Raw genomic sequence first — 25888 nt, 5'->3', positions numbered from 1 at the left:
ACGCCTCGATGCTCTCGACCTCCGCCCAGACTCCTGAGAGCGACCGGTCGACGATCGCTGAGACAATCAAGAGCGGAGGTCACTTACTGCAGCAGCGTCTGGCCCTGGTCGAAGACCTGTGGGAGACGGTTCTGCGCAGCGAATGTCCGCCCGATCAGGCCGAGCGTCTGCTTCGCATGAAGCAACTCAGCGATCCAGTCGCCAGCGATGGCGAAGCGGTGAGCAGCGATGCCGTGGCCCAGATCATCCGTGAGATGGATCTTGTCGAAGCGATTGCCGCCGCCCGTGCCTTTTCGCTCTATTTCCAGCTGGTGAACATCCTCGAGCAGCGCATCGAGGAAGACAGTTATCTGGAGAGCATGAGCCGCTCTCAGGATCACCCGGAACAGGTCGATCCCTTCGCTCCCCCCCTCGCCAGCCAGACGGAACCAGCCACCTTCCGGGAACTGTTCGAACGGCTGCGCCATCTCAATGTTCCACCAGGTCAGCTGGAGGCACTGCTGCAAGACCTGGACATCCGCCTGGTGTTCACAGCGCACCCCACCGAAATCGTCCGACACACGGTGCGGCACAAACAACGGCGAGTGGCCACATTGCTGCAGCAACTGCAAGGCACACCCGCCATCGCCTATGGAGAACGGGACAACCTCCGTCAGCAACTAGAAGAAGAAATCCGCCTCTGGTGGCGCACCGACGAGCTGCACCAGTTCAAACCCACCGTGCTGGATGAAGTCGACTACGCCCTTCACTACTTTCAGCAGGTGCTCTTCAATGCAATGCCGCAACTGAGGCGGCGCATCAGCACTGCCCTTGCCAGCAGCTATCCAGACGTTCGCCTCCCCCCTTCGGGCTTCTGCACCTTCGGATCCTGGGTTGGATCCGACCGTGACGGCAACCCCTCGGTCACACCGGAGATCACCTGGCGAACAGCCTGTTATCAGCGCCAACTGATGCTCGAGCGCTATATCGGCGCCGTACAGGCCCTGCGCGACCAACTGAGCATCTCGATGCAGTGGAGCCAGGTCAGTGCACCTTTACTGGAATCTCTGGAGATGGACCGCCTCCGCTTCCCGGAGGTCTACGAAGAACGGGCAGCCCGGTACCGGCTCGAACCGTACCGCCTCAAGCTCAGTTACATGCTGGAGCGACTTCGCCTCACCCAGCTGCGCAACCAGCAGCTGGCTGAAGCGGGCTGGCAGACCCCACCCGAGGGACTGGTCACCAACACCAAGGCTGTGAGCAGCGGAGAAGCACTCCACTACGGGTCAGTCGCCGAATTCCGCAGCGATCTGGAACTGATCAGAAACAGCCTGGTCAGCACGGAACTCACCTGCGAACCACTCGACACCCTCCTGACCCAGGTGCACATCTTCGGGTTCTCTCTGGCCAGCCTCGACATTCGCCAGGAAAGCACTCGCCACAGCGATGCCCTGGATGAACTCACCCGGTACCTACGCCTGCCCAAGTCCTATGAGGACATGGAAGAGAGCGAAAGGGTGGCCTGGCTGCTGGAAGAGATGCAGACCCGGCGGCCTCTGATTCCTCAAGCCGTGGAGTGGTCAGCAAGCACAGCGGAGACCATTGCAGTATTCCGCATGCTGCACCGTCTCCAAGAGGAATTTGGCAGCCGCATCTGTCGCACCTACGTGATCTCGATGAGTCACACGGTGTCAGACCTGCTGGAGGTACTACTGCTCGCCAAAGAAGCCGGACTCGTTGATCCAGCAGCTCAACATGCAGAGCTGCTGGTGGTGCCCCTGTTTGAAACCGTTGAGGATCTCCAGCGCGCTCCGGAGGTGATGGAACAGCTGTTCAACAACAGTCTTTATCGCCAGCTTCTACCCAGGGTGGGCGAGAACATGCAGCCCCTTCAGGAGCTGATGCTCGGCTACTCCGACAGCAACAAGGATTCCGGATTTCTATCCAGCAACTGGGAGATTCACCAGGCCCAGATCGCTCTTCAAGATCTCGCGAGCCGTCATTCTGTGGCCCTACGCCTGTTCCACGGACGGGGTGGATCGGTGGGTCGTGGCGGTGGCCCGGCCTATCAAGCGATCCTTGCCCAACCGAGCGGAACCCTTCTCGGCCGCATCAAGATCACCGAACAGGGTGAAGTTCTGGCTTCTAAATACAGCCTCCCGGAACTGGCGCTCTACAACCTCGAGACAGTGACCACCGCGGTGGTGCAGAACAGCCTCGTCACCAACCAACTGGACGCAACTGCCAACTGGAACGAGCTGATGTCAAGGCTCGCAGCACGTTCTCGAAGCCATTATCGAGCTCTGGTGCACGACAACCCCGACCTGGTGGCCTTCTTCCAGCAGGTCACACCGATCGAGGAGATCAGCAAGCTACAGATCTCGAGCCGACCGGCTCGCCGCAAAAGCGGGGCCAAGGATCTCTCCAGCCTTCGGGCCATTCCATGGGTGTTCGGCTGGACGCAGAGCCGCTTCCTCCTTCCCAGCTGGTTCGGAGTTGGCACCGCTCTAGCGGAAGAGGTGAGCTCCGACCCTGAGCAGCTGATCGTGCTGCGACGTCTGCATCAGCGTTGGCCCTTCTTCCGGATGCTGATCTCGAAGGTGGAGATGACACTCTCAAAGGTCGACCTTGAGCTCGCCCGTCACTACGTGACCAGCCTTGGTAGCAGCGACCATCGCGACGCCTTCGAAAAGATCTACAGCACGATTGCGAAGGAGCATGCCCTCACCCATCAACTCGTGCTGGACATCACGGGGCATGAAAGGCTCCTGGATGCCGATCCGGGCCTGCAGCTATCAGTGGATCTGCGCAACCGCACGATCGTGCCCCTTGGCTTCCTCCAAGTGGCACTGCTGCGTCGCCTACGCGACCAAAACCGCCAGCCCCCCATGCGCGAGTCTTCAGGAGGAGAGTCCGACGGGCGCACCTACAGCCGCAGTGAACTGCTTCGGGGCGCACTGCTCACGATCAACGGCATTGCCGCTGGCATGCGAAACACCGGCTAAGTGGCCTTTCTTCCCTTTCGTCAGCAGCCGGCCGAGCCGAAGCTACCCGAGGGTTTTGAGCTTTTTAGCGACCTGAAGCCTTCAGCCGAGGCGATTAACTGCCTGTTGGCAGCTTGCGAAGAGCCCACTCCTCCCTCAGAGCGCTGGCAGGCGGCCCTGGAACAAAGCCTGTGGCATCTGTGCATTCTGGAGGTCAGCAGCGGCGAACTCGTGGGGTTCGTGCGTGTCACCAGTGATCGGGCCCTCAATGCCAACCTCTGGAACCTCGCAGCCAAACCTGGTCCGAGGCAGGCCGAGATGCTGGCGGTACTGGTTCACCGTGCTCTGAGCGGCTTGCGCAAGCAATTGCCCGGTTGCAGCATCTCGATCGCAGCACCGCCATCAGCGCTTGACGCCTTGAAGAAGCAAGGCTTTGTGCTGGATCCTGGTGGCATCAGAGCCATGGGATTGAGGCTCCGTTAACCGGTGGAGCCTGATCACGAGCATGGCAGGACTCGAACCTGCGACCCTCAGAACCGGAATCTGATGCTCTATCCAACTGAGCTACATGCCCACACCGGCTGAAGCCGCTGCATCGAGTCGATCCGCGAATCGCTCCGATCCAGGTACCTTAGCGACACGTCGCAACAGGACCGATTCGGCTTCTCCAGCTGGAACTGCATGGTTTCCGCAATTACAGCCATCTACAGCTGGAGATCGATGCACCACGCCTGCTGGTCATCGGCCGCAATGGGGTGGGCAAATCCAACCTGCTCGAATCGGTGGAGCTGCTCGCCAGCCTGCGCTCCCATCGTTCCAGTCAGGATCAGGATCTCATCCACTGGGACGCCTCGGAGGCGCGGCTGCGGGCCCGCACAGCCGACCAGGATGAGCTGGAGCTGCAGCTGAGGCGACGGGGCGGTCGCGAGGCCAAGCGCAATGGCAAGACGCTGGAACGCCAACTCGATCTGATCGGTCCCCTCCGCTGCGTGGGTTTCAGCGCCCTTGACCTCCATCTCGTGCGCGGCGAACCGGCCCTGAGACGCCAATGGCTCGATCGAGTGGTGCTCCAGCTCGAACCGGTCTATTCCGACCTGATCAGCCGTTACAACAGGCTGCTACGCCAACGAGCTCAGCTCTGGAGACAGAGCCGTGGCAAGGCATCGACCGAACGAGACACTCTCTTAGACACTTTCGACGTGCAGATGGCCCTGGTGAGCACCCGCATCCACCGCCGTCGCCGCCGGGCCCTGGCCCGACTGGAACCACTCGCCAGCCGCTGGCAAGACCATCTCAGCCAGGGTCGTGAACAGCTCACGCTGCGCTATCAACCGGGGAGCGTCCTTGAGGGCGAAGAGGAGGAGAGCACCTGGAGCCTGGCGATCAGCCAGCAGCTCAGACAGCAACGCAACGAGGAAGAACGCCTGGGCAGCTGCCGGGTCGGTCCACAGCGCGATGAAATCGGCCTCAACCTGAACGGCAGCCCAGCTCGCCGGTTTGGATCCGCCGGCCAACAGCGCACCCTTGTACTCGCCCTCAAACTGGCGGAACTGGAACTGGTGGGAGAACTGTGGGGACAGCCGCCGCTTCTGCTACTTGATGACGTGCTTGCAGAACTCGATCGAGAACGCCAGCTCACTCTGCTCGATGCGGTGGGTGATCGCCATCAGTGCCTTGTGAGCGCCACGCACCTCGAGGCCTTTGAGGGGCGTTGGTGCAAGCAGTCACAGGTGCTCGATGCCAGCGACTTGAATCCTGAAGCAAATGTGAGGTAGGTTCGCAAACTCTTTTGGTGTTGAGCCTGATGAAGCAGACCCTGTCTTGCCTGCATCCCAACCCGGGATGGGGCAGTGGCGAATCCCCTTCAGCCCTCAGTTCCCCAACGCCCAGTGCCACCGAGATGGTGGGCAAACACTGCATTCTCGAGCTTTACGACTGCGACCACGCCAAGCTCGACGACGAAGCCTTCCTCAGGGACACCATCACCACTGCAGCAAAAAGTGCTGGTGCCACCCTGCTCAACCTGATCACCCATCGGTTCGAACCGCAGGGCGTGACGGGGCTAGCCCTTCTGGCTGAATCCCACATCTCCATTCACACATGGCCTGAAAACGGCTATGCGGCTGTTGATGTCTTCACCTGCGGCGACCACACCATGCCGGAGCGTGCCTGCGATGTTCTGTGCTGTGGTCTTGAAGCCCAGCGTTACCAACTCAAGAGCTTCCTGCGGGAAACCCCTGCGGCCGTGGCCCACACCCCTCGTGATCCCCAGATGATCGCCGCTGCTGCCTAAGCCCTGAAACGATGGCCACCATCCCCATGGCCAGAGCCTTCTTGCCAAAGGGATGGTGCGAATCACAGATGGTTGTAGGAGGCGGCTTCTGAGGCATCAAGATTGCTTGTGATCGGATGCTTCTGGAAATGCTCCAGTGCCACGCGGATATCACCAAGCAGCAAATCAGCCATCTCCCTGGTGAAATCACGCTTGACCAGGATGCGCTGGAAGGCCTGATTCTGGAACGTGCCGGTGAATGGATAGGCAGGGACCTGCCAACCGCGTAGGCGCAGTCGATCCGCCAAGTCGTAAAGGTTGAAACCTGGATTGGAGTGATCTTCGAGAGTCCAGACCACGGTTGGGATTCCTTGATCAGGAGAACCATCGTGAATGATCTTGAAGAGACCGAATTGGCGTAACTGCTCGGCCACATACATCGCATTGGTGTGGCTTGCCTGATGCAGCATCCGATAGCCCTCGTGGCCAAGGCGCACGAACTCGTGATATTGGGCAATCACCTGACCCGCAGGCCTGGAGAAATTGATCTGGAAGGTCGGCATGTCCCCTCCCAGATAGCTCACATGAAACACCAATTCATCGGGAAGATCCTCGGGCGAGCGCCAGATCACCCAGCCCACGCCAAGGGGGGCCAGCCCGAATTTGTGCCCCGAGGCATTAATCGACTTCACCCGTTCCAGCCGGAAATCCCAGGGCGCTAGATCAGGGGCGCAGAAGGGGGCGAGGAATCCCCCGCTAGCTGCATCCACATGGATCGGGATATCGGTGCCGGTGCGGGCTTGATAAGCATCGAGGGCGTCGCTGATCGCAGCAACGTTTTCGTAAAGACCGTGGTAAGTCACCCCAAGGGTGGGGACCACAAAGATCGTGTTGTCGTCCACCGCCTCAAGAACCCGCTCTGGCGTGATGCACATCTCGCCGGGACGCATCTCCAGCTCACGCATCTCGATGTCCCAATAGCGGGCAAACTTCTTCCAGCAGATCTGCACACTGCCGCAGACCATGTTGGGCTTGTCCGTCGACAAACCCTGATCCCGGCGCCGTTGGCGCCAGCGCCACTTCGCCGCCATGCCACCAAGCATGGAGGCTTCACTACTGCCAATTGTCGAACAGCCGATTGCCTCCCCGGGTGCATTCCAGAGGTCAGCCATCATCGACACACAGCGCCTTTCCACCTCTGCGGTCTGGGGATATTCATCTTTATCGATCAGGTTCTTATCGACACCCAGTGCCATCAGTTCCATCGCACTGGCTGACTGATAGGTCTGGCAGAAGGTGGCCAGATTCTGTTTGCTATTTCCATCAAGAAGCAACTCCTGCTTGAGGAGCTGCGCGGTGGTGTCGTCAGAGCGTCCGCCAACGGGGAAGCGATCCTTAGGCAGCGGCGCCACCATGGCATCCACGAGCGCCTGCTCTTCACTGTCGAGCAGATGATGCCTGGAGCGATGAATGCCCATGAATCCGATGCCTCTATCGGGGAAGGTATTCACACCTGCGCAAACCGGCCGTCAGCCGTCACCGCATCGGAGCACTCACCAATCAGCCACGGTTGAGCTTGCCACTGATCAAGCCCTCCAGGTCGAGGCTGACTGCAGTAAATCCGAGGGCAAGAAAGGTCTCCACCAGCGTCTCGCGCTCGTTGTGCAGCGCCAGATCTGCGATGCGATTGGCCGACACCTCGATACGGGCCGAGAGGCCCTGACTGCGGACCCTGACGTCGGAGAAGCCACGTTCGATCAACCAGGCTTCAGCCTGAGCGACCCTGTTCAACCGCTCAGCACTGATCACTTCGCCATAAGGGAAACGAGATGCCAAACAGGGCTGGGCCGGTTTGTCCCACCAGGGAAAGCCCAGCGCCTTGGAGAAAGCGCGCACCTGAGCCTTGCTGATCCCCAAATCAGCCAAGGGTGAACACACCCCTGCCTCCTGAGCAGCCCGGATCCCTGGCCGATGATCACTGAGGTCATCGGCATTCACTCCATCGATGACCTGGGCTCCATCGGCATTGGCGGCAAGAGGCCCAAGATGATGATGAAGCTCCCGCTTGCAGGCGTAGCAGCGATCAGTGGGGTTGTTGCTGTAATCGGGGTCCGCCAATTCCTGAGTGCGCACTTCCTTGTGCTGGATACCCAGCCAGGCGGCCTGCAGACGAGCCTCCCGGAGGAGATGGGGAGCTAGAGCGGGCGACACACCAGTGATGGCAAGGGCATCAGCGCCCAACTGTTCCTGAGCAATCGCCGCCACCAGAGCGCTATCAACGCCACCGGAATAGGCGACACAGACCCGACCCCATCGACGAATCTGGTCCCGAAGGGATTCCAGCTGACGCTGGTCAGCCTCCCCAAGGGGCTCGAGCTGAGGGAAGAGCCGAGAGGGCAATCGCAACGCCTGCTTCGCCGGGCGCACTTCGGTCACAGCCTCCTCAAATTCCCTGCTTGTACCACGCTAATGCGAACCAAGACACAACTGAAAAGGCCGCATCGCATGCACACTCACTAAGCTCCGAGGGCGTCCGGTCGGTTCATGGCAGGGAATCGAAGACCAGCCGTCGGAATCGTCACTGCAGCCGACAGTCGCGAGCGCAGTCACGGTCAGCTGCACATTTACGACGGTGAAGGCAAAGGCAAAAGCCAGGCAGCACTTGGCGTCGTGCTGCGCACGATTGGTCTGGGAATCTGCGAACAACGCCGCACCAGAGTGCTGCTGCTGCGCTTCCTCAAAGGACCAGGCCGTGCTTACGACGAAGACGCAGCGATTGAAGCCCTGCAGCAAGGTTTCCCTCACCTGATCGACCAGGTGCGCACGGGCCGGGGCGAACATTTCGGCCCAGAAGACGTCACCCGCTTCGACCGCCAGGAAGCGCAAAGGGGATGGGATATCGCCAAGGGAGCAATCGCCAGTGCTCTCTACTCAGTGGTGGTGCTCGATGAGCTCAATCCTGTTCTGGATCTCGGCCTGCTCGACATCGAGGACGTACTGCGCAGCCTCAAAGCGAGGCCTGAGGGGATGGAGATCATCGTCACCGGACGAGCTGCACCACGCCCCTTGGTCCAAATAGCGGATCTGCATTCAGAGATGCGCGCCCATCGCCGCCCTGACCCTGATGCAAGCAACGAGCAATTCGATGCCCAGGGTGCGATCGAGATTTACACCGGAGAAGGCAAGGGCAAATCCACCAGCGCCCTCGGCAAAGCACTCCAGGCCATCGGTCGTGGCATCAGTCAAGACAAGAGCCACCGGGTTCTGATCCTGCAATGGCTCAAGGGAGGCAGTGGTTACACCGAAGACGCAGCCATCGCCGCGCTTCGGGAGAGCTACCCCCACCTGGTAGACCATCTCCGCTCCGGACGCGACGCGATTGTCTGGCGCGGTCAACAAGAACCGATCGACTACGTGGAAGCAGAACGAGCCTGGGAAATTGCCCGAGCCGCCATCTCTAGTGGGCTCTACAAAACCGTGATCCTCGATGAACTCAACCCCAGTGTTGATCTCGAACTCCTCCCAGTCGAGCCAATCATGCAGACCCTGCTACGCAAACCAGCAGAAACCGAGGTGATCATCACGGGACGATGCAAGAATTCCCCGGCCTACTTCGATCTGGCCAGCGTGCACTCCGAGATGGTGTGCCATAAGCACTACGCCGAACAGGGAGTCGACCTCAAGCGAGGAGTCGACTACTGAGCATGAGCATCACGATCCATCCCAGATCTGACAGCAAGCTTCAATAACGAGGAACGCCAGGATCAATCTGCTGCGACCAGGCATCGATCCCGCCTTCAACGTTGATGGCTCCGATGCCATGGCCAGCCAAAGCCTGGACCGCCTTGGCAGAGCGTCCACCCATTTTGCAGTGCACGAAGAGCGGCTTATCGGCGGAAAGAGCACGGATTCGTTCCACGGCTTCGCCGCTTTCGATCGTTGCCAGAGGGATCAGTTCCGCACCGGGGATCACGGCCACCTCCGCCTCCGGCGGATTACGCACATCCACCAACACCAAAGCCTCGCCTGCATCAAGTCGTTGCTTGAGCTCCTGAACGCTCACGCTATCCATGCCTTCCATGTCCTCCAGAACCGATCCGACGCCACTGGCGCCGCAGAACGCTTCGTAGTCAATCAGCCGATCGATCACCGGCCTCTCAGGAATGGGCTTCAAACGGAATTCACGGAACCGCATGGCCAACCCATCCACCACGAGAAGCCTCCCGTCCAGAGGTTGACCGATGCCGGTGATCACCTTGATCGCCTCGGTGGCCTGCAGTAAACCGATCAATCCCGGCATCACCCCGAGGACACCCCCTTGCGCACATGAGGGCACAAGACCCGGCGGCGGGGGTTCGGGCACCAAATCGCGGTAATCCGGACTGGAAGCGGTGAGGTTGAACACACTCACCTGACCTTCAAATCCCTGCACAGAGCCATAGATGCATGGCTTGCCTAACAACACACAGGCGTCATTGATCAGATATCGACTCGGGAAGTTATCGGTGCCATCACAAATCAGGTCGTAGGGGCGAAACAGCTCAAGGGCATTGGTCGACGTGAGCCTCGTGTTGTAGGTCTCCACCCTGCAAAAAGGGTTGAGATCGTTGATCCGGGCACGCGCGGAGACAACCTTGTCCTCGCCCACGGTGGACGTGCCGTGGATCACCTGACGCTGAAGGTTGGAGTGATCCACCACATCGAAATCAACGATGCCGATACGCCCAACCCCTGCAGCCGCCAGGTAGAGCAGCAACGGTGATCCGAGGCCACCGCTGCCGACACACAGCACCGATGCAGCCTTCAGGTGCCTCTGGCCTTCAATCCCAAGCTCAGGCAGGCTGAGATGACGGGCATAACGGGCCCTCTCTTCCGGACTGATGTCAGCGGTGTGATCCGCAGAATCGCCTGACACAGATGAACAACGAGAACGACAGCCTTAGTCAGTGTGTGTCACAGCGCCAGCCACGGGCTCGAGCCACCAAGCGCGAAAGGAGTGATCTTTGGCCATGATCACCATCAACGAAGGCTCATAAAGCCAGCGGCGATCAGTGAGCGACGGGATGGCCTCACCGCCAGGGTGGGAGTGTGCGCTGCCAAGCACCTGACATCCGCAATGGCGCCCCCAGCGCTGGGCATGAAGCTGCTCCCGCGGATCGATCGCGAAACGGTTGTGGAGACTGGGTGCAGCCTGCGTTGACGGGTCTTCAGGGGCGCCATGCCACTGATCCGCCAGCTCGGGCAATCCCTCCAGACCTGAACGCCAGACGTTGCAGCAGGGCCACACCGCTCTGACGTTCCAACCCTGATCGCTGCGGTCTCCTAGCAGCAGGGCACATCCCTCGCGAGGGAAAGCGGAGACGAGCGTGCGGCGAAGAATGATCAGGACATCGGAATCGAATGCCAGCAGCCATGGCGTTTCGAGAGAATGACCGATACGCTCAACGAACATTTTGCAGCTGCACCGGGCTCATGAGTGAGGACACCACTGCGGTCAAGGACCCCACGTCAACCGAAACCATGCCTGACAGCGACTCCAACCCCACCACTGAAACGATCAACTTCACCGAGCGCTACAGCGAAGTGCTGGGCAAGGTGAATGAAACCCTCGACCAAGTGGATTGGAGTCAAGTCGGCCGAATTGGCAAGGTGGTCGGCATCTTGGCAGCTGTGATTGTTGCGCAAATTCTGATCAAAGGAATCCTAGACACGATCAACTTGCTGCCAGTGGTGCCAGGTCTTCTCGAGCTCCTGGGTGTCGTTGTCGTCGGCCAATGGAGCTGGAATAACCTCACAACCAGCGACAAGCGTTCCGCTTTGGTGAATCGTGTTCAAACGCTTCGCCAGGAATACCTCGGCTGATTCAATCGAATCGCTGCTTCAACAGGCGGATGGATTGGCGGCACTGCTGCCGATAACCACCGCCAAAAAGATTGGCGTGATTGAGCAGGTGATACAGGTTGTAGACCTCGATCCGGTCTGAGGCCCCGAATGCCAGGGGCCATTCCTGCTCATAAGCCGAATAAAAGCCCTGGCTGAATCCACCGAAGAGATGGGTCATCGCCAGATCCACCTCACGATCAGCCCACCAGCTGGCTGGATCAATCAAGGCACCGCGGCCATCAGCCAAGACGGCGGCATTTCCACCCCAGAGGTCGCCATGGACAAGCGATGGGGCTGGGCTGTGCTCTTCCAGCACCTGCGTGAGCACCTCCAGCCATGCCTTGGAAGGAAACTCCAGGCCCCAGGCTTTGGCGAGCCGGAGCTGCGGGCACAATCGCAGCTGCACGTATGCCTCCCCCCAGCTGTCACGCCAGCCTCCTGGTTGCGGACCCAAGCCGATATAGCCATCACTGGACCAGCCATAACGGCCAGGACCCCGCTGCATCGAATGCCGATGCAGCTTGGCCAGCCCCCGACCAAGGGCCTCCTGATCGCCACCCGTCTGGTCCAGCCAAGGCAACACCAACAGTGCCTGACTGGCTTCGGCACGAAGCAGGGCCAAGGGCTTCGGCACCATCAAATCGCGAGAATCTGCAGCGGCATTCAAGGCCTGAAGGCCCAGTCTTTCGGCCTCCAACATTGCCTCTGTGCCCTGCTTGGCAAAGAGCACCCTGCCGTCCGAGAACTGAAGCTGCCAGGCGGACTGGCTGCAACCACCACCGAGGGAACGGCAATCCTCGAGGCGTGCTCCGCCCATGAGAGAGGACTTCTGACGGAAAATCTGTTCCAGTTCTGCCCGCATCCACGGCACCAGGCCCTGCACTGCCAGCATGGCCCGATGGAGCCTGAACAGGACGTCATCGTGATTGGCGGTGGCATCGCCGGACTGACTGCCGCCGCATTACTCGCCCACGAAAACATCAACGTGACCCTGCTGGAGGCCCATCACCAGCTCGGGGGATGCGCCGGCACATTCCGGCGAGGACCGTATACGTTTGATGTTGGCGCCACCCAGGTCGCAGGCTTGGAACCGGGCGGAAGCCATGCCCGCATCTTTAGACACCTCGGGCTTGTCCCACCGGCTGCCGAGCAGCTCGATCCCGGCTGTGTTGTGGATCTGGCCGATGGCAGTGAGCCGATCCACCTCTGGCATGACCCAGACCGTTGGCATCAAGAACGTGCCCATCAATTCCCAGGCTCCGAGCGGTTCTGGGCTCTCTGCTCCTGGCTGCATCAACAGAACTGGGCCTTTGCCGGGCATGACCCCGTGCTGCCAGTGCGCAACGGCTGGGATCTTCAACGCACCCTCAAGGCGATCGGACTCGGCACCTTGGCTAGCAGCCCATTCAGTCTGATGAGCGTCGCAGACCTGCTTCGTCTCTGCGGCTGCGCAGACCAGCCGCGGCTGCGACGTTTTCTAGATTTACAGCTGCGGCTGTACTCCCAGGAGCCCAGCGAGCGAACGGCCGCTCTCTATGGCGCCACCGTGCTGCAAATGGTGCAGGCACCGCTGGGGCTCTGGCATCTCCACGGCTCGATGCAGGTGCTGAGTGAACTGCTCGCGAGCGCCATTCGCCGCGATGGAGGAGAGGTCAGCCTGAAGCGGCGTGTGACCCGACTGGAACGAACCAAGACCAATCACTGGATTGTTCACGGACAAGAGCGCAATGGCACCCGTCACCACTGGCGCTGCCAAGAGCTGATCTGCAGCTTGCCTCCCCAGTGCCTCCCCGCGCTGGTCACCCAAGGCGACAGCCAAAGATCGGCACTGCCCGCGCACTACGGGAACCGACTGCAGAGCCTGCAAGCCCCAAGCGGAGCACTGGTGCTTTACGGAGCCCTGGATCGCAGCCTGCTGCCGCACGATTGCCCTCTCCATCTCCAGCGCGATGGAGAGGATCCTGGTTCCCTGTTCGTCTCTGTCAGCCGCGACGGAGATGGGCGAGCCCCGAGCGGACAAGCCACCCTGATCGCCAGCGTGTTCACCGATCCACGCCAGTGGGCGGAGCTTTCGGAGCCAGAACACCAGAAACGCAAGCGCAAGACCTTAGACACCATGCGCAGCACCCTGGAGAGCTGGCTCGGCATTCCCACCCAGGGGTGGAATCACCTTGAGCTGTCGACGCCAAGAGCCTTTGCCCACTGGACCGGACGGCCTCAGGGCATCGTGGGAGGCCTGGGCCAGCACCCCCACCATTTCGGCCCGTTCGGGCTAGCCAGCCGCACACCGGTTCCAGGTCTATGGCTTTGCGGAGACTCCATCTATCCCGGGGAAGGGACCGCCGGAGTGAGCCTCTCAGCCCTGATGGCATGCCAACAACTGATGGCCCGCCGTGGCAGCTCACTCACGCTTGGATAAGCAGAATCGACAAGCCAACAGCGACAAACAACCTCTCCAACAGCTAGAGGAACTCGGGTCGTTGGCTCTGCGTCTGCCTGAGCACACTCTCAAGCTGATCCCAGTTCCCTTCCAGAATCGTCTCTTCCAGCTGCTCCAAGCTCCAGCGATAAGCGGCCAATCCCCTGAGGACTGCCGCCGTGTTGCTGGCCGCCATCGCCGTACCTAACTGCGGATTACCACCACCAACCCGGGTGGTATCGGCAAAACCGCTGGAGGCCAGCTGGCGAGCCAACGCCAACACAGCTGGATCCCGCTCAGAACCGACGGCCTGCAAGAGAGCGGCACTCACCAGCACAGGCAAATGGGAGATCAGCGCCACAGCCTGGTCGTGGCGGTCTGCCTCCGTGACCAAACAATGACTACCCACCGCTGTGGCCAACGACTCCACCATTGCCAGTGCTTGGGGATCGGTCGCAGCCTCAGGGGTGACCACCCATGGACGCCCTCGAAACAAATCCCTCAGCCCTGCTTCGACGCCAGCCTCCGCGGTACCAGCCATGGGATGACTAGCGACGAAACGCGGGTGCAGCGAGCGCCAAGTCGCCAGCACCGCTCCCTTCACCGAGCCCACATCCGTCACCACCGCCTCCCGGGGCAAAGCCGAGATCAAAGCAGCATCAGGGTCAAGAAGCCGATTCAACGGCAGCGCCAGAATCACCAATTCAGAGCCCGCAAGCGCTTGAGGGTCGGTACTCACCTCCTGCACAAGGCCACGTTCGAGAGCCCGATCAGCGGTGCATTGACGATGGGTAATGCCCCTCACATGACAACCAAGAGCCTGAAGATCTAGGCCAAGCGAGCCACCGATCAACCCAAGCCCCACCACTCCCACAGTCGTGGGCAATCCAGCCAGGGCGACCTTCTCGCGCTGCATTCCCACCCGATCGACTCGCCCCATGTTGATCGACGGTCAAGCGCACACCAACGCCCATAAGGGGGCCAATTAGGCTCTGCAGATGCTGGAAGCGCGTGCCCATCAGCAGCTCAAGCACCTGCTCCAGCAGGACCGCTCCTCCTGGCCCCATCACCTCACCCTCAGCCGCCTGATGGCACGGGGACTGCGACGGAGAGATTCAGCCTTATTTCAACTTGCCCCAAGCAGCCAGGAGCACTGGTGGCTTGGTGTTCTCGTACCTCTATGCCTGCAGAGCCGGCGGGCGGTGCTGGTCCTCGAAGAGCCCCAGAAACGACGACTGCTGGAGGTGGAACGGCCACGCCTGCTGGAGGCTGGCCTCAAACTCGCCTGTTGGACAGCCGAGACCCCACCGACAGGAGATCAAGTCTGGGTTCTTTCCACAGCTGGTTTGGTGCGAGCCCACCAGCAAGGACTGCTGATGCCTGACCACCAACTGGTCGTGCCAGAAGGACAACACTTCAGCCAGCGTCTTCGCAACGCACTCTCAACGGAGATCGGCCCCAGTGACTGGGAACGGCTACGCCAGGCCCACCCTTGCGCGGATGCCGCGCTGCTTGAGCTGCACGAACGCATCAGTCGCCGCGTGTTCGCGCAGGCCACCCGCAACGATGCTCAGGTGCGCCTCGATGGCAGCGCACTGTTGGCCCTGCGGGATCTGGTAGGCCTGCTGGGCCCCTTACCCGACCCCTGGACGGAACTCATCCGCGCCCGAGAAGACCAGTGGGTGAGTTGGGCCTCTTTGGACCATCGTCTGCTGCAGTGGCGCTGGCATCTGGAGGTGCTCGAACCTTTGCAAGAGCTCCGTGAGCTAATTGAGCACCAACCAGCGCTGCTGCTCAGTGGAAGCGGCCAGGCAGACCCACTCCAGCAAGAATTAACGGCCGCCGGACTCAATCTGGATGTGGTCGTGCATCTGCGCGAACCCTCCCTGTTGGAACCATTGCCTCTGTTTGCCCCACGTCGCCAGCCGCTGCCCAATACCGAAGTGTTCTCAGAGCACTTGCTGGATCAGGCGCGTCGATTAATCCTCGGTCGATCCGGACTGACCGTGGTGCTGCTCAACGATGACGGCATGCGCCAGCGGCTGACCAGCGAACTGGCGGGTGAATTTGGCAGTCGGGTGATCCACGAGGCCACGAGCCCTGAAAGCAACGGCGTGATCTGCTGCCGCTGGGACTGGTGGTTACAACACCAGGATCAACTGCCGCTTCCTGAGCAGCTGATTCTGGCCCTCCTCCCGCTGGCCAGTTTGGAGTCACCACTCACCGCTGCGCGCGTGGAAGCACTGAAACGCCAGGGACGCGACTGGTTCCGCGAACTTCTACTGCCAGAAGCCCTCCTGCAACTGGCACCAGCCGTGGCTCCTCTTCGCCGCAACGGTGGCCGCCTGGCCATCCTTGATGGACGGGTGAGGGGACGGAGCTGGGGGGAACAGGTGCTCACGGCCCTTCAACCCTGGACCCCTCTGCAGCGCCTGCTCCCCCAATGAGCCCATCCGAGAACAAACCACAATCACACCCCTAGGCTGCTGCCTATCCAGAGCACTGCTCCGCATGGGAGAAGCCCGTCGCCGCGCCAGCCAGGGGATGCCGCCCCGAACGCCGAAACCCGCCAACGGGTCATCGGAACGGGTCGTCTCCTGGCTCCCCCTCACCAAGCAACAAACCAGTCAGTTCATGGCCATCACAACCCGTGGGGCCTGGATCGGCATCGGCTCTTTGGTGGTGTTCTGGGTCGTCGTGCGTTTCATCGGTCCAGCCGCAGGTTGGTGGAGCCTGGCTGATACACGTTGATTGAAGTCGCAACGACGACGGCGACTCCTGCAGAGACAACAGGCCTGTCCGCAGGCCCACACATCCGCCACGAATCTAAAGGAAACATTTAAAATGCTTGAGGTCCCGTGGCCTCAAACGCATGTTTCATCGTCTGGCCCAGCAGTACCGCTCTGTCGTGCATGACCTGGTGATGAGTCTTCAGGCTCTGGCCAGCAGTCTGAAGACATCCGGGATGACCGCCTCCTGCTACGTCTGCGACGACGGAGGCGAAGAGCATGGCGCCTCATTCGTGGCCGACCTGGGTGATCAACACATGGTCAGATTCCTGGTCTCCGATTACAGCATCAGCTGGGTTGAATCCCGCAATGGGCGCGAACTCGTGAAACTCGAAGGCGCTGAGGCCATTCAAGAGCTGGAGCGCCTGTCGCAGTTCCTACAAGGACTCAGCAAGGGCAGCAATGAACTTGCTGCCCTTGCTGAGACCAACAAACAAGCAGCTCTGCCCCCTGACTGATCCCCATATCGATCAGCTTGTACGACCTCAGCGCAGCACCCCTTAGGCCGCAGCTGATGCAGCCTTGGGATCGTCGGCCTTTTTATCGGCGCTAGCTGCAGCTGCATTGCCCTTGGCAGCCGCCGTGCGCGCAGCCGCTGCAAGAGGTCGCATCGAGTTGGAGGTCACTTCTGAGCCATCGGTGAGCTTCTGACGCACCAACACCTCGATCGTCTCCTTGGCTTCGGGGTTCTGCTCGAGCCAGCCGATGGTGTTGTCGCGACCCTGACCGATGTTGTCGCCTTCGTAGCTGTACCAGGCCCCTTTGCGGATCACCACACCGGTTTCTTCAGCGAGATCCAACAAGCAACCAAGGGTGCTGATGCCACGGCCGAACAGGATATCAAATTCTGCGATCCGGAACGGGGGCGCCACCTTGTTTTTGGCCACCTTGACCTTGGCCCGGATGCCGTATTCCTCGGTACCGCGCTTCAGGGTCTGAATGCGACGAATATCAAGCCGCACTGACGCATAGAACTTGAGAGCGTTACCACCAGTCGTGGTCTCCGGATTGCCATAGGTGACCCCAATCTTCAGGCGCAACTGATTGAGGAAAATCACCGTGCAACCAGACTTGCCAATGTTGCCAGTGATCTTGCGCATCGCCTGGCTCATTAAACGAGCCTGACTCCCCACAGCCAAATCACCCATTTCCCCTTCGATCTCAGCGCGGGGAGTCAGAGCTGCCACAGAGTCGACCACGACGATATCCACCGCGGCCGAACGCACCAGCTGATCCACGATCTCCAACGCCATCTCACCGGTGTCGGGCTGGGAGACGAGAAGATTCTCGATGTCGACACCTAGCGACGCGGCATACACCGGATCGAGGGCGTGCTCAGCATCCACAAAGGCAGCCACACCACCCCGACGCTGCACTTCAGCGATCGCATGCAACGTCAGCGTGGTCTTACCAGAACTCTCCGGGCCGTAAACCTCAACCACACGCCCTTTGGGATAACCGCCACCCAGAGCGAGATCGAGAGTGAGGGCACCAGTCGAGATGGTTTCAACCCGCATTCGGGAGGCATCCCCAAGGCGCATGATCGATCCCTTGCCAAAATTGCGCTCGATCTGACCAAGCACAAGGTTCAGGGCTTTATCGCGCTCACCGGGGCGAGCATCGGATCCGGAGGACTGGGCGGCTTTCACGTCAACTGGCATGGCAGAAAAAACTAAGGATTGGAAGGGCGTTACAGACCGCAGACCAGGACGGCGCAAAAAGCGCTGCAACTGAACCACTAGGCACTGAACAGACCATCCAGTGCCCAAGACGCAGTCGATCGTCCCATGTAGTACAGATGTACGTTAACGAATCAAGTCCAGTCCGCCAAGGGGGCAGCGAACTGCGTCAGTGCCAACAGCTGCACGCCTTGGGGCAGGGCCTGACGATCAGACGGACGCAAATAGCCCCACTCGGCAAGGAAACAGGGAAGAGACCTCAGCCCCGGAGTCGCCAGCACCGTCTCGAGCGTGGCCAGGCGATCCTCGACAAAACCACACAGCGATTGCTCAGCGATCAATCGCTGCAATACATCAGGTTTTGAACCGGCTTCATGGCCGAACAGCAGCGCAGGTTGGAGATCAAATGCGTCCAACAATTCGGCGGTAAAGGCCCGCCCCTTGGTAGTGAGAACAGCCCAGTCGACACCCTCAGAAGCGAGGGATCGCAACCGTTGGGGTACTCCCGCAAAGGGCCGATGACGATTGAGCCAGGTGGAACGATCCTCCGCCATAGCCGAGTGCCTGACATGCTCGAGAGCCTCCTGCAATTGCTGAGGCGACCAGTCCCTGGCCTCGAGAGCCTGACGACAGTGCTCCGAATAGGCAGCAACAAAAGCATCCACACCGATGCGCTGCAGCAGACCGTCGCGCTCCTGCAGCAGCGACGCCATCAGCACCATCTCCCAGCCATGGTGAATCCAGGGGCGAAGCTGTCGGAAGCCATCAGGCACCCGATTCGGGACCTGGTGCCGCATGCCGTCAGCAGCACTCAATCTCAGGCAGGCCAGACAAGCACTCCACCAGTACTCCTCCATACCGTCGACGATCACACCGTCGAAGTCGAAGACCAACAAAGGACGGTTGGACACCGAAAAGAACTGAAAACTGGGCCGCTAGGATTCGAACCTAGGAATGGCGAGACCAAAACCCGCTGCCTTACCACTTGGCGACGGCCCAACGCGCGCAATCTGCATTCCCGAAGGTCTGCTGACTGGTGCCTGAATAGTTACCCACATTGGAGTGGCCTTCGTCAATCCATTGTTCCGGAGGTCAACAGTGGCTCAGGGTGGGAACACTCGGAGCCGCCTCTGTTCCGCCTGACCGAAGACGTCGCTACGCAAGCGATAACGCTCCACTAAATCGGCCTGCATCCGGCGGACCTCCTCCGTACGGGGGAGAAGCTCCACGGGTCGACCCAAGGGCACCACCACCTGCTCGACAGCGAGACGGCATTCCTCAAGAGCAGCAAAGGCATCCGCACGATCATCACTGGAAGTAGGCAGAGCCTCTTCCGTTCGGCGTGCCAGCAGACGCTCCAGTGCACGCTCCACCTGCGGCAGGGTATCGGCCTTAATCACAAGAATGGGCACCCGAGCCTCGCGGGCCTGACGCCGCAAGCCGGGTTGCCGCCCTAACCCCTGTCGAATACTGAGCACCACATCGGCCTCGACGAGGTCCTCCACCAGCCGAACAGGCCAGTCGTGACGTCGCGTGGCCTCCTCGATCAGACGAGGATTCAACCCGCAACAGAGCACCTGCAGTCCGTCCCAGCCATCACTCGGCCCATTCTGAGGCCCCTCGGCCTGACCCTCGCCAACCGAACTGATGGGATCGGGCATCGGCACCACAGCCAGCGGTGGCTTCACCCCTGACCACCGCGAGGGCGGTCGCTGCGGATCGCGGGGGCGACGCGGCCCGTCGCCGACAGGCGCTCCCTCAACAAGCCGAACCGTGCCATCAGACTCCAGCTCCCGCAGCTGAGCCCTGGGTTGATGCCCCCTCAGCAGAAGATCCACCGTGGCGCCCACATCAGGATGTACCGCCCAGCGATGACGCTGATGCATTTCCACCGCCAACGGAAACGTTGGCTCAGCGGCACGTTCCAACACCGTTTTTTGGCTGCGCCGCCGCCGTGCCTCATCATCACCAAGCGTGACCGACTCAATACCACCAACCAGATCACAAAGGGTGGGGTTCTTGATCAGGTTGGCCAATGCGTTGCCATGCGCCGTAGCCACCAGCATCACGCCACGCTCAGCAATCGTGCGTGCCGCCTGGGCCTCGAGTTCTGTGCCGATCTCATCGATCACAATCACCTCGGGCATGTGGTTCTCCACCGCCTCGATCATCACCTGATGCTGAAGCTCGGGGCGGGCCACCTGCATGCGCCGAGCCCGGCCGATCGCCGGATGGGGGATGTCACCGTCGCCGGCAATCTCATTGCTGGTGTCGATCACCACCACCCGCTTACCGAATTCATCAGCAAGAACCCTGGCGATCTCACGCAGCGCTGTGGTCTTGCCCACCCCCGGGCGACCCATCAGCAGGAGCGACTCACCGCTATCGAGCAGATCGCGCACCATCGCGACAGTGCCGAACACAGCACGGCCGACGCGGCAAGTAAGGCCCACCACATCACCGCAACGGCTTCGGATCGCACTGATGCGATGGAGGGTTCGTTCAATACCAGCACGATTATCGGCACCGAACTGTCCCAGTCTTTCAACGGTGGCCTGAAGCGCATCTCGACTGAGACAACCATCGCCCAGGGGCATCGAACGGCCTGGGTAGCGGGCTTCCGGCACACGACCAAGATCCAAGACCACTTCCAGCAGCTCATCCCTGGACTCGGAGGACGCCAATGCTTGCTGCACATCTGCTGGCAACAGCATCAGCAAACGATCGAGGTCGTCAGTGATGTGCTCGGTGGTCATCTGCCAACCCTTCGACCCAGAGGCGTTGACCGCCTTCTAGCAGGGAGAACGGCCATAACGAGTCTGCAACCAGGGATTGACCAGTGTTTTGGCCTTACTGAGGGCCTGAGCCCAGCCCTCTGGCCAATCGACCAGATGCTGGCCCCGCTCCAACGCCGCCTGAAGCCAAGGCTGAACCAAAGCCCTGGCTTGGCCTCCGAACGCAACGCCAGCGGGACGAAAGGCCTGAGCTGACGAAGTCTCCAGCAACAGGTCCAACGTGCTGGCATTGGTTCCACCAGCCAGCTGAAGAGGGCCGGGAGGCGCAAGCGGACGTATGTGCTGCCAAAGCTGAATAGCGGCACGGGCAGTGCCCCTCCCCACATCACCACTCATCGGCCTGCCATCAAGCTGCCAAAGCGGACGCAGACCATGGCGACGCAACACGCCAAAACGCTGCCAGAGCTCCCTCGCAAGATCAGGCGCCGTCAGCCCGTGTCCCTCCAGTCCGCAACTCACTGCCAGACGCTGTAGAGGAACCTGGGCATTGACCAGCGCCTGGACGGCATCGGAAAAGGTCTTGCCTCGACCAGGTGCTGTATGCACCTCGACGGCATCGGGATGAAGCGCCCTTAAGAGCGGCACAAGATCCTCAAGACTCTGACGATGCTCAGAGGCTTGGATCAAGCCAAGTGGACAGGCCGGAAGGCAGCGACCACAGCCATAGCAGCGAGTCGCTTCGACCCCTCCACAACCAGCCTCCAAAAATTGTGGCGCAGCAGGGATGGCATCAGCGGGGCAGACGCGAGCACAGGGTCTAGGGCAGTCGCTCGGACAGAGCTTGGGGTCGAAGTGAGCCTTGCGGAAATGGGCGTCACTGCCGTCACTGATGCTCACCATCAACCAGACCGGTGGAGCGCCATGGTCGCGAGCCCAGGCCAGACCGGAACGGGCGGCGCGTACAACAGCTGTATCGGCCGCCACATCCACACAATGCACCCCTGCACAGGCATAAAGAGCGCAGAGGTCGGCGATACCAGGCAAATCCTGATTACTGGCACCGCAAATGAGCTTCACCCAATGCCCTGACATCAAGGCCGTTTCAGCGCGAGAGCGCGGCTGGGGGTGCACTGGAAAGGCTCAGGCCTCCAGATAGCTGGCCATGGACTGCCAACGCAGGCTGCGGGCCCCACCCATTTCGACAACGACCTTCAACCTGGGCTCACGACGGCAGAGCTCACAGAGCGATAGCAACTCTGATCGGCAGAGCACCTGCCCCTCGAGAAGCCACAAAGCCAAAGGTTTTGCCCCGAGAAGCCGTTCGCCAAGAATCGGCATCACCTCCTGCACCTCGCCAACGGCAGCACCTCGTCCGACGCTCTGATGGCCGAGGTGGGGAGGACGGATACCGTGCTTCTCAAACAGGAAGACTTCAACATCACCGAGACCGCGTGCGGAGGTCATATAGGTGTTGTATCCAGCCCCTCGTAGACGGCGAAGCAACCGTGTTTCCGCACCGCCTTCCAAAGGAACGTGAATGGCCATGCATCCTGCAGCCTCCAGCTCACGGCGGAAACCCCGTCCTGAGAGGAGCAGCGGCATGGAACGAACACGGCTGAAACGGAGTCTGGCAGTCGAAGGGCCCATTGGAGAGGGGGGTGGGCTGTGGTGTAGTGTTTTTGTTTGCTCCGTGACTCTGTGCCCGTCCGCTAGCCGGGCCTCCAGATCGCGAAGCAGATTCAGCGATTGCGCTGGATCTCTAGGCCAGAGCAGTGGAGGGTTTCACCCAAAGCTGCCGGGAAACTGACCGACCACGTCGGACAAGTCCCAGCCCGCTGATTCGCTCGCTAGCTCCATTCCGGATTCTTCGCCTCAACTTGAGGTGTCAAGGCATCCGGCCATGACTGCGTTATCACGATCAGCACCCAAACCCCCGTTCATTTCATGAATGGAGGGCGTCCACGCTGGCGTTCTTACCTCCCCATGTCCATCGGCATCCTTGGGAAGAAACTGGGTATGTCCCAGTTCTTCGACGAGCAAGGTAAATCCGTCCCGGTCACCCTGATCGAGGCTGGTCCTTGCCGCATCACCCAACTCAAATCATCTGAAACCGACGGCTATTCCGCCGTACAGATCGGCTTCGGCGACACTCGCGAGAAGTTGATCAACAGGCCAGAAAAAGGCCATCTCGCCAAATCTGGCGAGGGGCTTCTACGCCACCTCAGCGAATACCGCGTCGACGACTTAAGCGGTTTCGAACTGGGCAACAAAGTCACCGTTGGTGATTTTGAAGCCGGTCAGAAGGTGGACGTGAGCGGCGACACCATGGGTCGCGGCTTCTCTGGCTACCAGAAGCGACACGGCTTCAGCCGCGGTCCGATGACCCACGGTTCTAAGAACCACCGCGAACCCGGCTCAACCGGCGCAGGCACCACGCCCGGCCGCATTTATCCCGGCAAGCGCATGGCTGGTCGCTACGGCGGCAAGAAAATCACCACTCGCGGTCTCACCATCCTCAAGGTGGACAGCGACCGCAACCTTCTGGTGGTGAAGGGATCTGTTCCCGGAAAGCCGGGCTCCCTACTCAACATCCGCCCCGCGAACCGGGTGGGTGCCAAGCCTTCCAAAGGAGGTAAGTGATGGCTAACTGTGTAGTCCGCGACTGGCAGGGCAAAGAAGCTGGCAGTGCCAGCCTTGACCTGAAGGTGGCAAAGGAAGCCACGGCAAACGACCTGATGCATCGCGCTGTCCTGCGCCAGCAGGCCCACAGCCGTCAAGGCACCGCCAGCACCCTGACCCGAGCTGAGGTTCGCGGTGGTGGCCGCAAGCCCTACAAACAAAAAGGAACGGGTCGGGCCCGTCAGGGTTCGATTCGCACACCACTGCGTCCTGGTGGCGGCATCGTCTTCGGACCGAAGCCCCGCTCCTACAACCTGGCGATGAACCGCAAGGAGCGTCGTCTCGCCCTTCGCACAGCCCTCATGGCCCGTGTGGAAGATCTGGTTGTGGTGAAGGACTTCGGCACCAACCTCGAAGCTCCCAAGACCAGAGAAATCACCGATGCTCTGGGGCGCCTCGGCATCGCTGCCGACACCAAGATCCTGATCATCCTCACCAACCCCTCCGAGGTCGTGCGCCGTTCGGTACGCAATCTCGAGAAGGTGAAGCTGATCTCTGCTGATCAACTCAACGTCTTCGATCTGCTGAACGCCAACAGCCTCGTGGTCGGGGAGACCGCACTCGCAACGATTCAGGAGGTCTATAGCGATGACTGAGCGCTTCACTGGACGACTGGCCGATGTGATCCGTAGACCGTTGATCACTGAGAAAGCCACCCGTGCACTGGAACTGAACCAGTACACCTTTGAGGTCGATCACCGAGCTGCCAAACCCGACATCAAGGCCGCCATTGAGCAGCTGTTCGATGTCAAGGTCACCGGCATCAGCACCATGAACCCGCCCCGACGCTCCCGTCGCGTTGGTCGCTTCGCCGGCAAGCGTGCCCAGGTGAAGAAGGCAGTGGTGCGTCTTGCCGAAGGCAGCTCCATCCAACTCTTCCCTGAGTCCTGAGGGGTCTGAAACGTCATGGCAATCCGTACATTCCGCCCCTACACCCCCGGAACCCGCACCCGGGTGGTTACCGACTTCAGTGAAGTCACCGGCCGCAAGCCGGAACGCTCCCTGGTGGTGGCCAAACACCGCCGCAAGGGTCGCAACAACCGCGGTGTGATCACCTGCCGTCATCGCGGCGGTGGCCACAAGCGCCTCTATCGACTGGTGGATTTCCGCCGCAACAAACACGGCGTCACCGCCAAGGTTGCAGCAATCCACTACGACCCCCACCGCAACGCCCGTCTCGCTCTGCTGTTCTATGCAGACGGCGAAAAGCGCTACATCCTTGCGCCTGCTGGTATCACCGTTGGCCAGACCGTGGTCTCCGGCCCAGAGTCTCCGATTGAGACCGGCAATGCTCTGCCTCTGTCTTCGATCCCATTGGGCTCGAGCGTTCATTGCGTTGAGCTGTATGCCGGCCGGGGTGGCCAGATGGTGCGTACCGCTGGTGCGAGTGCCCAGGTGATGGCGAAGGAGGGTGACTATGTCGCTCTCAAGCTTCCCTCCACTGAGGTGCGTCTCATCCGCCGCGAGTGCTACGCCACCCTCGGTGAAGTCGGCAACTCCGAGATCCGCAACACCAGCCTGGGTAAAGCCGGCCGTCGCCGCTGGCTTGGACGTCGTCCTCAGGTTCGAGGCAGTGTGATGAACCCTTGTGATCACCCCCACGGTGGTGGTGAGGGTCGCGCACCGATCGGCCGATCAGGTCCTGTCACCCCATGGGGCAAACCCGCCCTCGGTCTGAAGACCCGTAAGCGGAACAAGCCCAGCAACAAGTTCGTCCTCCGCAAGCGTCGCAAGACCTCCAAGCGGAGCCGTGGCGGACGCGATTCCTGATGCAACTCACCGTTCTGCCGTTCGCTTAATCCGCCATGGGACGTTCACTCAAAAAAGGCCCGTTTATTGCAGACAGCCTGCTTCGCAAGGTTGAAAAGCAAAACGCCGCTGATGACAAATCCGTCATCAAGACCTGGTCAAGGGCCTCCACCATCCTGCCGATGATGATCGGCCACACCATTGCCGTTCACAACGGCAAAAGCCACGTGCCGGTCTTTGTGACCGAGCAAATGGTGGGTCACAAACTGGGCGAATTCGCCCCCACCCGCACCTTCAAGGGCCACATCAAAGACAAGAAAGGAGGCCGCTGAGACCATGACCACGTCATCCCCGACAGCCCCCATCGCCCAGGCCCACGGTCGCTTCATCCGCGGCTCAGTGTCCAAGGTGCGGCGGGTCCTCGATCAGATCAGAGGTCGCACCTATCGCGATGCCTTGATCATGCTCGAGTTCATGCCCTACCGCTCCACCGGCCCGATCACCAAAGTGCTCCGGTCTGCTGTCGCCAATGCTGAGCACAACCTGGGGATGGATCCATCCTCCCTGGTGATCACGAACGCCACAGCGGACATGGGTCCTTCCATGAAGCGGTATCGGCCCCGCGCCCAAGGTCGCGCCTTCGCGATCAAAAAACAGACCTGCCACATCAGCATTGCTGTGGCAGCCCAGACCGACTCCTGACCCCCGAGTACACCGACT

General features: G+C 60.7%; 27 protein-coding genes and 2 tRNA genes. 16 read left to right on the top strand and 13 right to left on the bottom strand.

The genetic code is table 11. The annotated features are described in order from the left end of the window. Window positions 1–8: 8 nt before the first annotated feature. Entirely contained in the window at window positions 9–2984 is a 2976-nt protein-coding gene (gene ppc, locus DXY16_RS11460; protein ID WP_371410911.1) for a phosphoenolpyruvate carboxylase, read from the top strand. Next, window positions 2985–3446: an N-acetyltransferase gene (locus DXY16_RS11455; RefSeq protein ID WP_115121308.1), complete on the top strand. Its 462-nt coding sequence runs from the start codon at window positions 2985–2987 to the stop codon at window positions 3444–3446. A gap of 17 nt (window positions 3447–3463) precedes the next feature. Here the strand turns inward: DXY16_RS11455 and DXY16_RS11450 are convergent. Beyond that, window positions 3464–3537, bottom strand: a tRNA-Arg gene (locus tag DXY16_RS11450). A 103-nt stretch (window positions 3538–3640) separates the two neighbouring features. On the opposite strand from DXY16_RS11450, the gene recF reads away from it, so the two are divergent. Both recF and speD read left to right on the top strand, forming a co-directional pair. Then, window positions 3641–4738 (top strand): DNA replication/repair protein RecF, encoded by a 1098-nt coding sequence (gene recF / locus DXY16_RS11445; RefSeq protein ID WP_244281673.1) that lies wholly within the window; start codon window positions 3641–3643, stop codon window positions 4736–4738. A 29-nt stretch (window positions 4739–4767) separates the two neighbouring features. After that, complete coding sequence (gene speD, locus DXY16_RS11440) at window positions 4768–5256, top strand: adenosylmethionine decarboxylase (RefSeq protein WP_115121396.1); 489 nt, start codon at window positions 4768–4770, stop codon at window positions 5254–5256. Between the two features lie 62 nt (window positions 5257–5318). Here speD and DXY16_RS11435 read toward each other — a convergent pair whose 3' ends face one another. Next, on the bottom strand, window positions 5319–6713 hold the full coding sequence (locus DXY16_RS11435; protein WP_115121306.1) for a glutamate decarboxylase: 1395 nt from the start codon (window positions 6711–6713) through the stop codon (window positions 5319–5321). Window positions 6714–6795: 82 nt separating this feature from the next. After that, on the bottom strand, window positions 6796–7671 hold the full coding sequence (larE, locus tag DXY16_RS11430; protein ID WP_244281666.1) for an ATP-dependent sacrificial sulfur transferase LarE: 876 nt from the start codon (window positions 7669–7671) through the stop codon (window positions 6796–6798). Between the two features lie 108 nt (window positions 7672–7779). On the opposite strand from larE, the gene DXY16_RS11425 reads away from it, so the two are divergent. Continuing rightward, window positions 7780–8937, top strand: coding sequence for a cob(I)yrinic acid a,c-diamide adenosyltransferase (locus DXY16_RS11425; protein WP_115121305.1), 1158 nt, complete (start codon window positions 7780–7782; stop codon window positions 8935–8937). A 40-nt stretch (window positions 8938–8977) separates the two neighbouring features. On the opposite strand, the gene moeB is transcribed toward DXY16_RS11425, so the two are convergent. Further along, the gene (gene moeB, locus DXY16_RS11420) at window positions 8978–10150 is read right to left on the bottom strand and encodes a molybdopterin-synthase adenylyltransferase MoeB (protein ID WP_115121304.1); all 1173 of its coding nucleotides are present in this window, start codon (window positions 10148–10150) and stop codon (window positions 8978–8980) included. 24 nt (window positions 10151–10174) lie between these two features. Then, window positions 10175–10687 carry a M67 family metallopeptidase gene (locus DXY16_RS11415; RefSeq protein WP_115121303.1) on the bottom strand — a complete coding sequence of 171 codons (513 nt, stop codon included), beginning with the start codon at window positions 10685–10687 and terminating at the stop codon, window positions 10175–10177. Between the two features lie 20 nt (window positions 10688–10707). Here DXY16_RS11415 and DXY16_RS11410 point away from each other — a divergent pair, with 20 nt between their 5' ends. Continuing rightward, window positions 10708–11097, top strand: coding sequence for a CAAD domain-containing protein (locus tag DXY16_RS11410; protein WP_115019230.1), 390 nt, complete (start codon window positions 10708–10710; stop codon window positions 11095–11097). 1 nt (window position 11098) lies between these two features. On the opposite strand, the gene DXY16_RS11405 is transcribed toward DXY16_RS11410, so the two are convergent. Then, window positions 11099–12010, bottom strand: a complete 912-nt coding sequence (locus tag DXY16_RS11405; protein WP_244281665.1) for a fructosamine kinase family protein — start codon at window positions 12008–12010, stop codon at window positions 11099–11101. Between the two features lie 6 nt (window positions 12011–12016). On the opposite strand from DXY16_RS11405, the gene crtD reads away from it, so the two are divergent. Then, entirely contained in the window at window positions 12017–13537 is a 1521-nt protein-coding gene (crtD, locus tag DXY16_RS11400; protein WP_115121302.1) for a C-3',4' desaturase CrtD, read from the top strand. Between the two features lie 43 nt (window positions 13538–13580). Here the strand turns inward: crtD and DXY16_RS11395 are convergent, their stop codons facing one another. Further along, window positions 13581–14453, bottom strand: coding sequence for a prephenate/arogenate dehydrogenase (locus DXY16_RS11395; protein WP_115121301.1), 873 nt, complete (start codon window positions 14451–14453; stop codon window positions 13581–13583). Window positions 14454–14535: 82 nt separating this feature from the next. On the opposite strand from DXY16_RS11395, the gene DXY16_RS11390 reads away from it, so the two are divergent. The 3 genes from DXY16_RS11390 to DXY16_RS11380 all read left to right on the top strand — a co-directional run bounded on the left by DXY16_RS11390 (window position 14536) and on the right by DXY16_RS11380 (window position 16784). After that, window positions 14536–15984: a helicase gene (locus tag DXY16_RS11390; RefSeq protein ID WP_115121300.1), complete on the top strand. Its 1449-nt coding sequence runs from the start codon at window positions 14536–14538 to the stop codon at window positions 15982–15984. 64 nt (window positions 15985–16048) lie between these two features. Continuing rightward, complete coding sequence (locus tag DXY16_RS11385) at window positions 16049–16288, top strand: DUF2839 domain-containing protein (protein WP_115121299.1); 240 nt, start codon at window positions 16049–16051, stop codon at window positions 16286–16288. Between the two features lie 121 nt (window positions 16289–16409). Continuing rightward, entirely contained in the window at window positions 16410–16784 is a 375-nt protein-coding gene (locus tag DXY16_RS11380) for a DUF1815 family protein (protein ID WP_115121298.1), read from the top strand. 42 nt (window positions 16785–16826) lie between these two features. On the opposite strand, the gene recA is transcribed toward DXY16_RS11380, so the two are convergent. The 6 genes from recA to DXY16_RS11350 form a co-directional block, all read right to left on the bottom strand. Further along, entirely contained in the window at window positions 16827–17987 is a 1161-nt protein-coding gene (gene recA / locus DXY16_RS11375) for a recombinase RecA (RefSeq protein WP_115019242.1), read from the bottom strand. 152 nt (window positions 17988–18139) lie between these two features. Next, window positions 18140–18916: an HAD family hydrolase gene (locus DXY16_RS11370; protein ID WP_115121297.1), complete on the bottom strand. Its 777-nt coding sequence runs from the start codon at window positions 18914–18916 to the stop codon at window positions 18140–18142. A 16-nt stretch (window positions 18917–18932) separates the two neighbouring features. Next, a tRNA-Gln gene (locus DXY16_RS11365) sits at window positions 18933–19004 on the bottom strand. Between the two features lie 104 nt (window positions 19005–19108). Further along, complete coding sequence (locus DXY16_RS11360; RefSeq protein ID WP_115121296.1) at window positions 19109–20761, bottom strand: AAA family ATPase; 1653 nt, start codon at window positions 20759–20761, stop codon at window positions 19109–19111. A gap of 36 nt (window positions 20762–20797) precedes the next feature. Continuing rightward, window positions 20798–21832, bottom strand: coding sequence for an LdpA C-terminal domain-containing domain (locus DXY16_RS11355; RefSeq protein ID WP_170953941.1), 1035 nt, complete (start codon window positions 21830–21832; stop codon window positions 20798–20800). Window positions 21833–21880: 48 nt separating this feature from the next. Then, window positions 21881–22342 carry an NAD(P)H-quinone oxidoreductase subunit N gene (locus DXY16_RS11350; RefSeq protein WP_115019249.1) on the bottom strand — a complete coding sequence of 154 codons (462 nt, stop codon included), beginning with the start codon at window positions 22340–22342 and terminating at the stop codon, window positions 21881–21883. A 381-nt stretch (window positions 22343–22723) separates the two neighbouring features. Here DXY16_RS11350 and rplC point away from each other — a divergent pair, with 381 nt between their 5' ends. The 6 genes from rplC to rplV are packed head-to-tail and all read left to right on the top strand — an operon-like array spanning window position 22724 to window position 25870. Next, complete coding sequence (rplC, locus tag DXY16_RS11345; protein WP_115121295.1) at window positions 22724–23380, top strand: 50S ribosomal protein L3; 657 nt, start codon at window positions 22724–22726, stop codon at window positions 23378–23380. Beyond that, on the top strand, window positions 23380–24015 hold the full coding sequence (rplD, locus tag DXY16_RS11340) for a 50S ribosomal protein L4 (protein ID WP_115019251.1): 636 nt from the start codon (window positions 23380–23382) through the stop codon (window positions 24013–24015). The genes rplC and rplD overlap by 1 nt, the downstream gene beginning before the upstream one ends. Further along, window positions 24008–24310: a 50S ribosomal protein L23 gene (locus DXY16_RS11335; protein WP_115019253.1), complete on the top strand. Its 303-nt coding sequence runs from the start codon at window positions 24008–24010 to the stop codon at window positions 24308–24310. The genes rplD and DXY16_RS11335 overlap by 8 nt, the downstream gene beginning before the upstream one ends. 15 nt (window positions 24311–24325) lie before the next feature. Beyond that, entirely contained in the window at window positions 24326–25189 is an 864-nt protein-coding gene (gene rplB / locus DXY16_RS11330) for a 50S ribosomal protein L2 (protein WP_115019256.1), read from the top strand. A gap of 35 nt (window positions 25190–25224) precedes the next feature. Further along, window positions 25225–25500 carry a 30S ribosomal protein S19 gene (gene rpsS / locus DXY16_RS11325; protein ID WP_115019258.1) on the top strand — a complete coding sequence of 92 codons (276 nt, stop codon included), beginning with the start codon at window positions 25225–25227 and terminating at the stop codon, window positions 25498–25500. Between the two features lie 4 nt (window positions 25501–25504). Further along, window positions 25505–25870 (top strand): 50S ribosomal protein L22, encoded by a 366-nt coding sequence (gene rplV, locus DXY16_RS11320; protein WP_115019260.1) that lies wholly within the window; start codon window positions 25505–25507, stop codon window positions 25868–25870. Window positions 25871–25888: the final 18 nt, after the last annotated feature.

Origin of the sequence: Synechococcus sp. UW105 (genome assembly GCF_900473935.1) — a bacterium.
Lineage (GTDB): Bacteria > Cyanobacteriota > Cyanobacteriia > PCC-6307 > Cyanobiaceae > Synechococcus_C.
The sequence above is the reverse complement of the archived record's forward strand: the minus strand, read 5'-3'. Positions and strand labels throughout refer to the sequence as shown.

Coding starts and splice junctions, on each gene's coding strand:
- DXY16_RS11355 (WP_170953941.1), bottom strand. CDS start 21,832: ATGTCAGGGCATTGGGTGAAGCTCATTTGCGGTGCCAGTAATCAGGAT.
- DXY16_RS11350 (WP_115019249.1), bottom strand. CDS start 22,342: ATGCCGCTGCTCCTCTCAGGACGGGGTTTCCGCCGTGAGCTGGAGGCT.
- rplD (WP_115019251.1), top strand. CDS start 23,380: ATGGCTAACTGTGTAGTCCGCGACTGGCAGGGCAAAGAAGCTGGCAGT.
- DXY16_RS11390 (WP_115121300.1), top strand. CDS start 14,536: ATGCTGGAAGCGCGTGCCCATCAGCAGCTCAAGCACCTGCTCCAGCAG.
- DXY16_RS11425 (WP_115121305.1), top strand. CDS start 7,780: ATGGCAGGGAATCGAAGACCAGCCGTCGGAATCGTCACTGCAGCCGAC.
- DXY16_RS11410 (WP_115019230.1), top strand. CDS start 10,708: ATGAGTGAGGACACCACTGCGGTCAAGGACCCCACGTCAACCGAAACC.
- rplV (WP_115019260.1), top strand. CDS start 25,505: ATGACCACGTCATCCCCGACAGCCCCCATCGCCCAGGCCCACGGTCGC.
- speD (WP_115121396.1), top strand. CDS start 4,768: ATGAAGCAGACCCTGTCTTGCCTGCATCCCAACCCGGGATGGGGCAGT.
- recA (WP_115019242.1), bottom strand. CDS start 17,987: ATGCCAGTTGACGTGAAAGCCGCCCAGTCCTCCGGATCCGATGCTCGC.
- DXY16_RS11380 (WP_115121298.1), top strand. CDS start 16,410: ATGTTTCATCGTCTGGCCCAGCAGTACCGCTCTGTCGTGCATGACCTG.
- DXY16_RS11385 (WP_115121299.1), top strand. CDS start 16,049: ATGGGAGAAGCCCGTCGCCGCGCCAGCCAGGGGATGCCGCCCCGAACG.
- crtD (WP_115121302.1), top strand. CDS start 12,017: ATGGAGCCTGAACAGGACGTCATCGTGATTGGCGGTGGCATCGCCGGA.
- DXY16_RS11435 (WP_115121306.1), bottom strand. CDS start 6,713: ATGGGCATTCATCGCTCCAGGCATCATCTGCTCGACAGTGAAGAGCAG.
- DXY16_RS11395 (WP_115121301.1), bottom strand. CDS start 14,453: ATGCAGCGCGAGAAGGTCGCCCTGGCTGGATTGCCCACGACTGTGGGA.
- rplC (WP_115121295.1), top strand. CDS start 22,724: ATGTCCATCGGCATCCTTGGGAAGAAACTGGGTATGTCCCAGTTCTTC.
- DXY16_RS11405 (WP_244281665.1), bottom strand. CDS start 12,010: ATGCTGGCAGTGCAGGGCCTGGTGCCGTGGATGCGGGCAGAACTGGAA.
- ppc (WP_371410911.1), top strand. CDS start 9: ATGCTCTCGACCTCCGCCCAGACTCCTGAGAGCGACCGGTCGACGATC.
- DXY16_RS11415 (WP_115121303.1), bottom strand. CDS start 10,687: ATGTTCGTTGAGCGTATCGGTCATTCTCTCGAAACGCCATGGCTGCTG.
- DXY16_RS11335 (WP_115019253.1), top strand. CDS start 24,008: ATGACTGAGCGCTTCACTGGACGACTGGCCGATGTGATCCGTAGACCG.
- rplB (WP_115019256.1), top strand. CDS start 24,326: ATGGCAATCCGTACATTCCGCCCCTACACCCCCGGAACCCGCACCCGG.
- rpsS (WP_115019258.1), top strand. CDS start 25,225: ATGGGACGTTCACTCAAAAAAGGCCCGTTTATTGCAGACAGCCTGCTT.
- DXY16_RS11360 (WP_115121296.1), bottom strand. CDS start 20,761: ATGACCACCGAGCACATCACTGACGACCTCGATCGTTTGCTGATGCTG.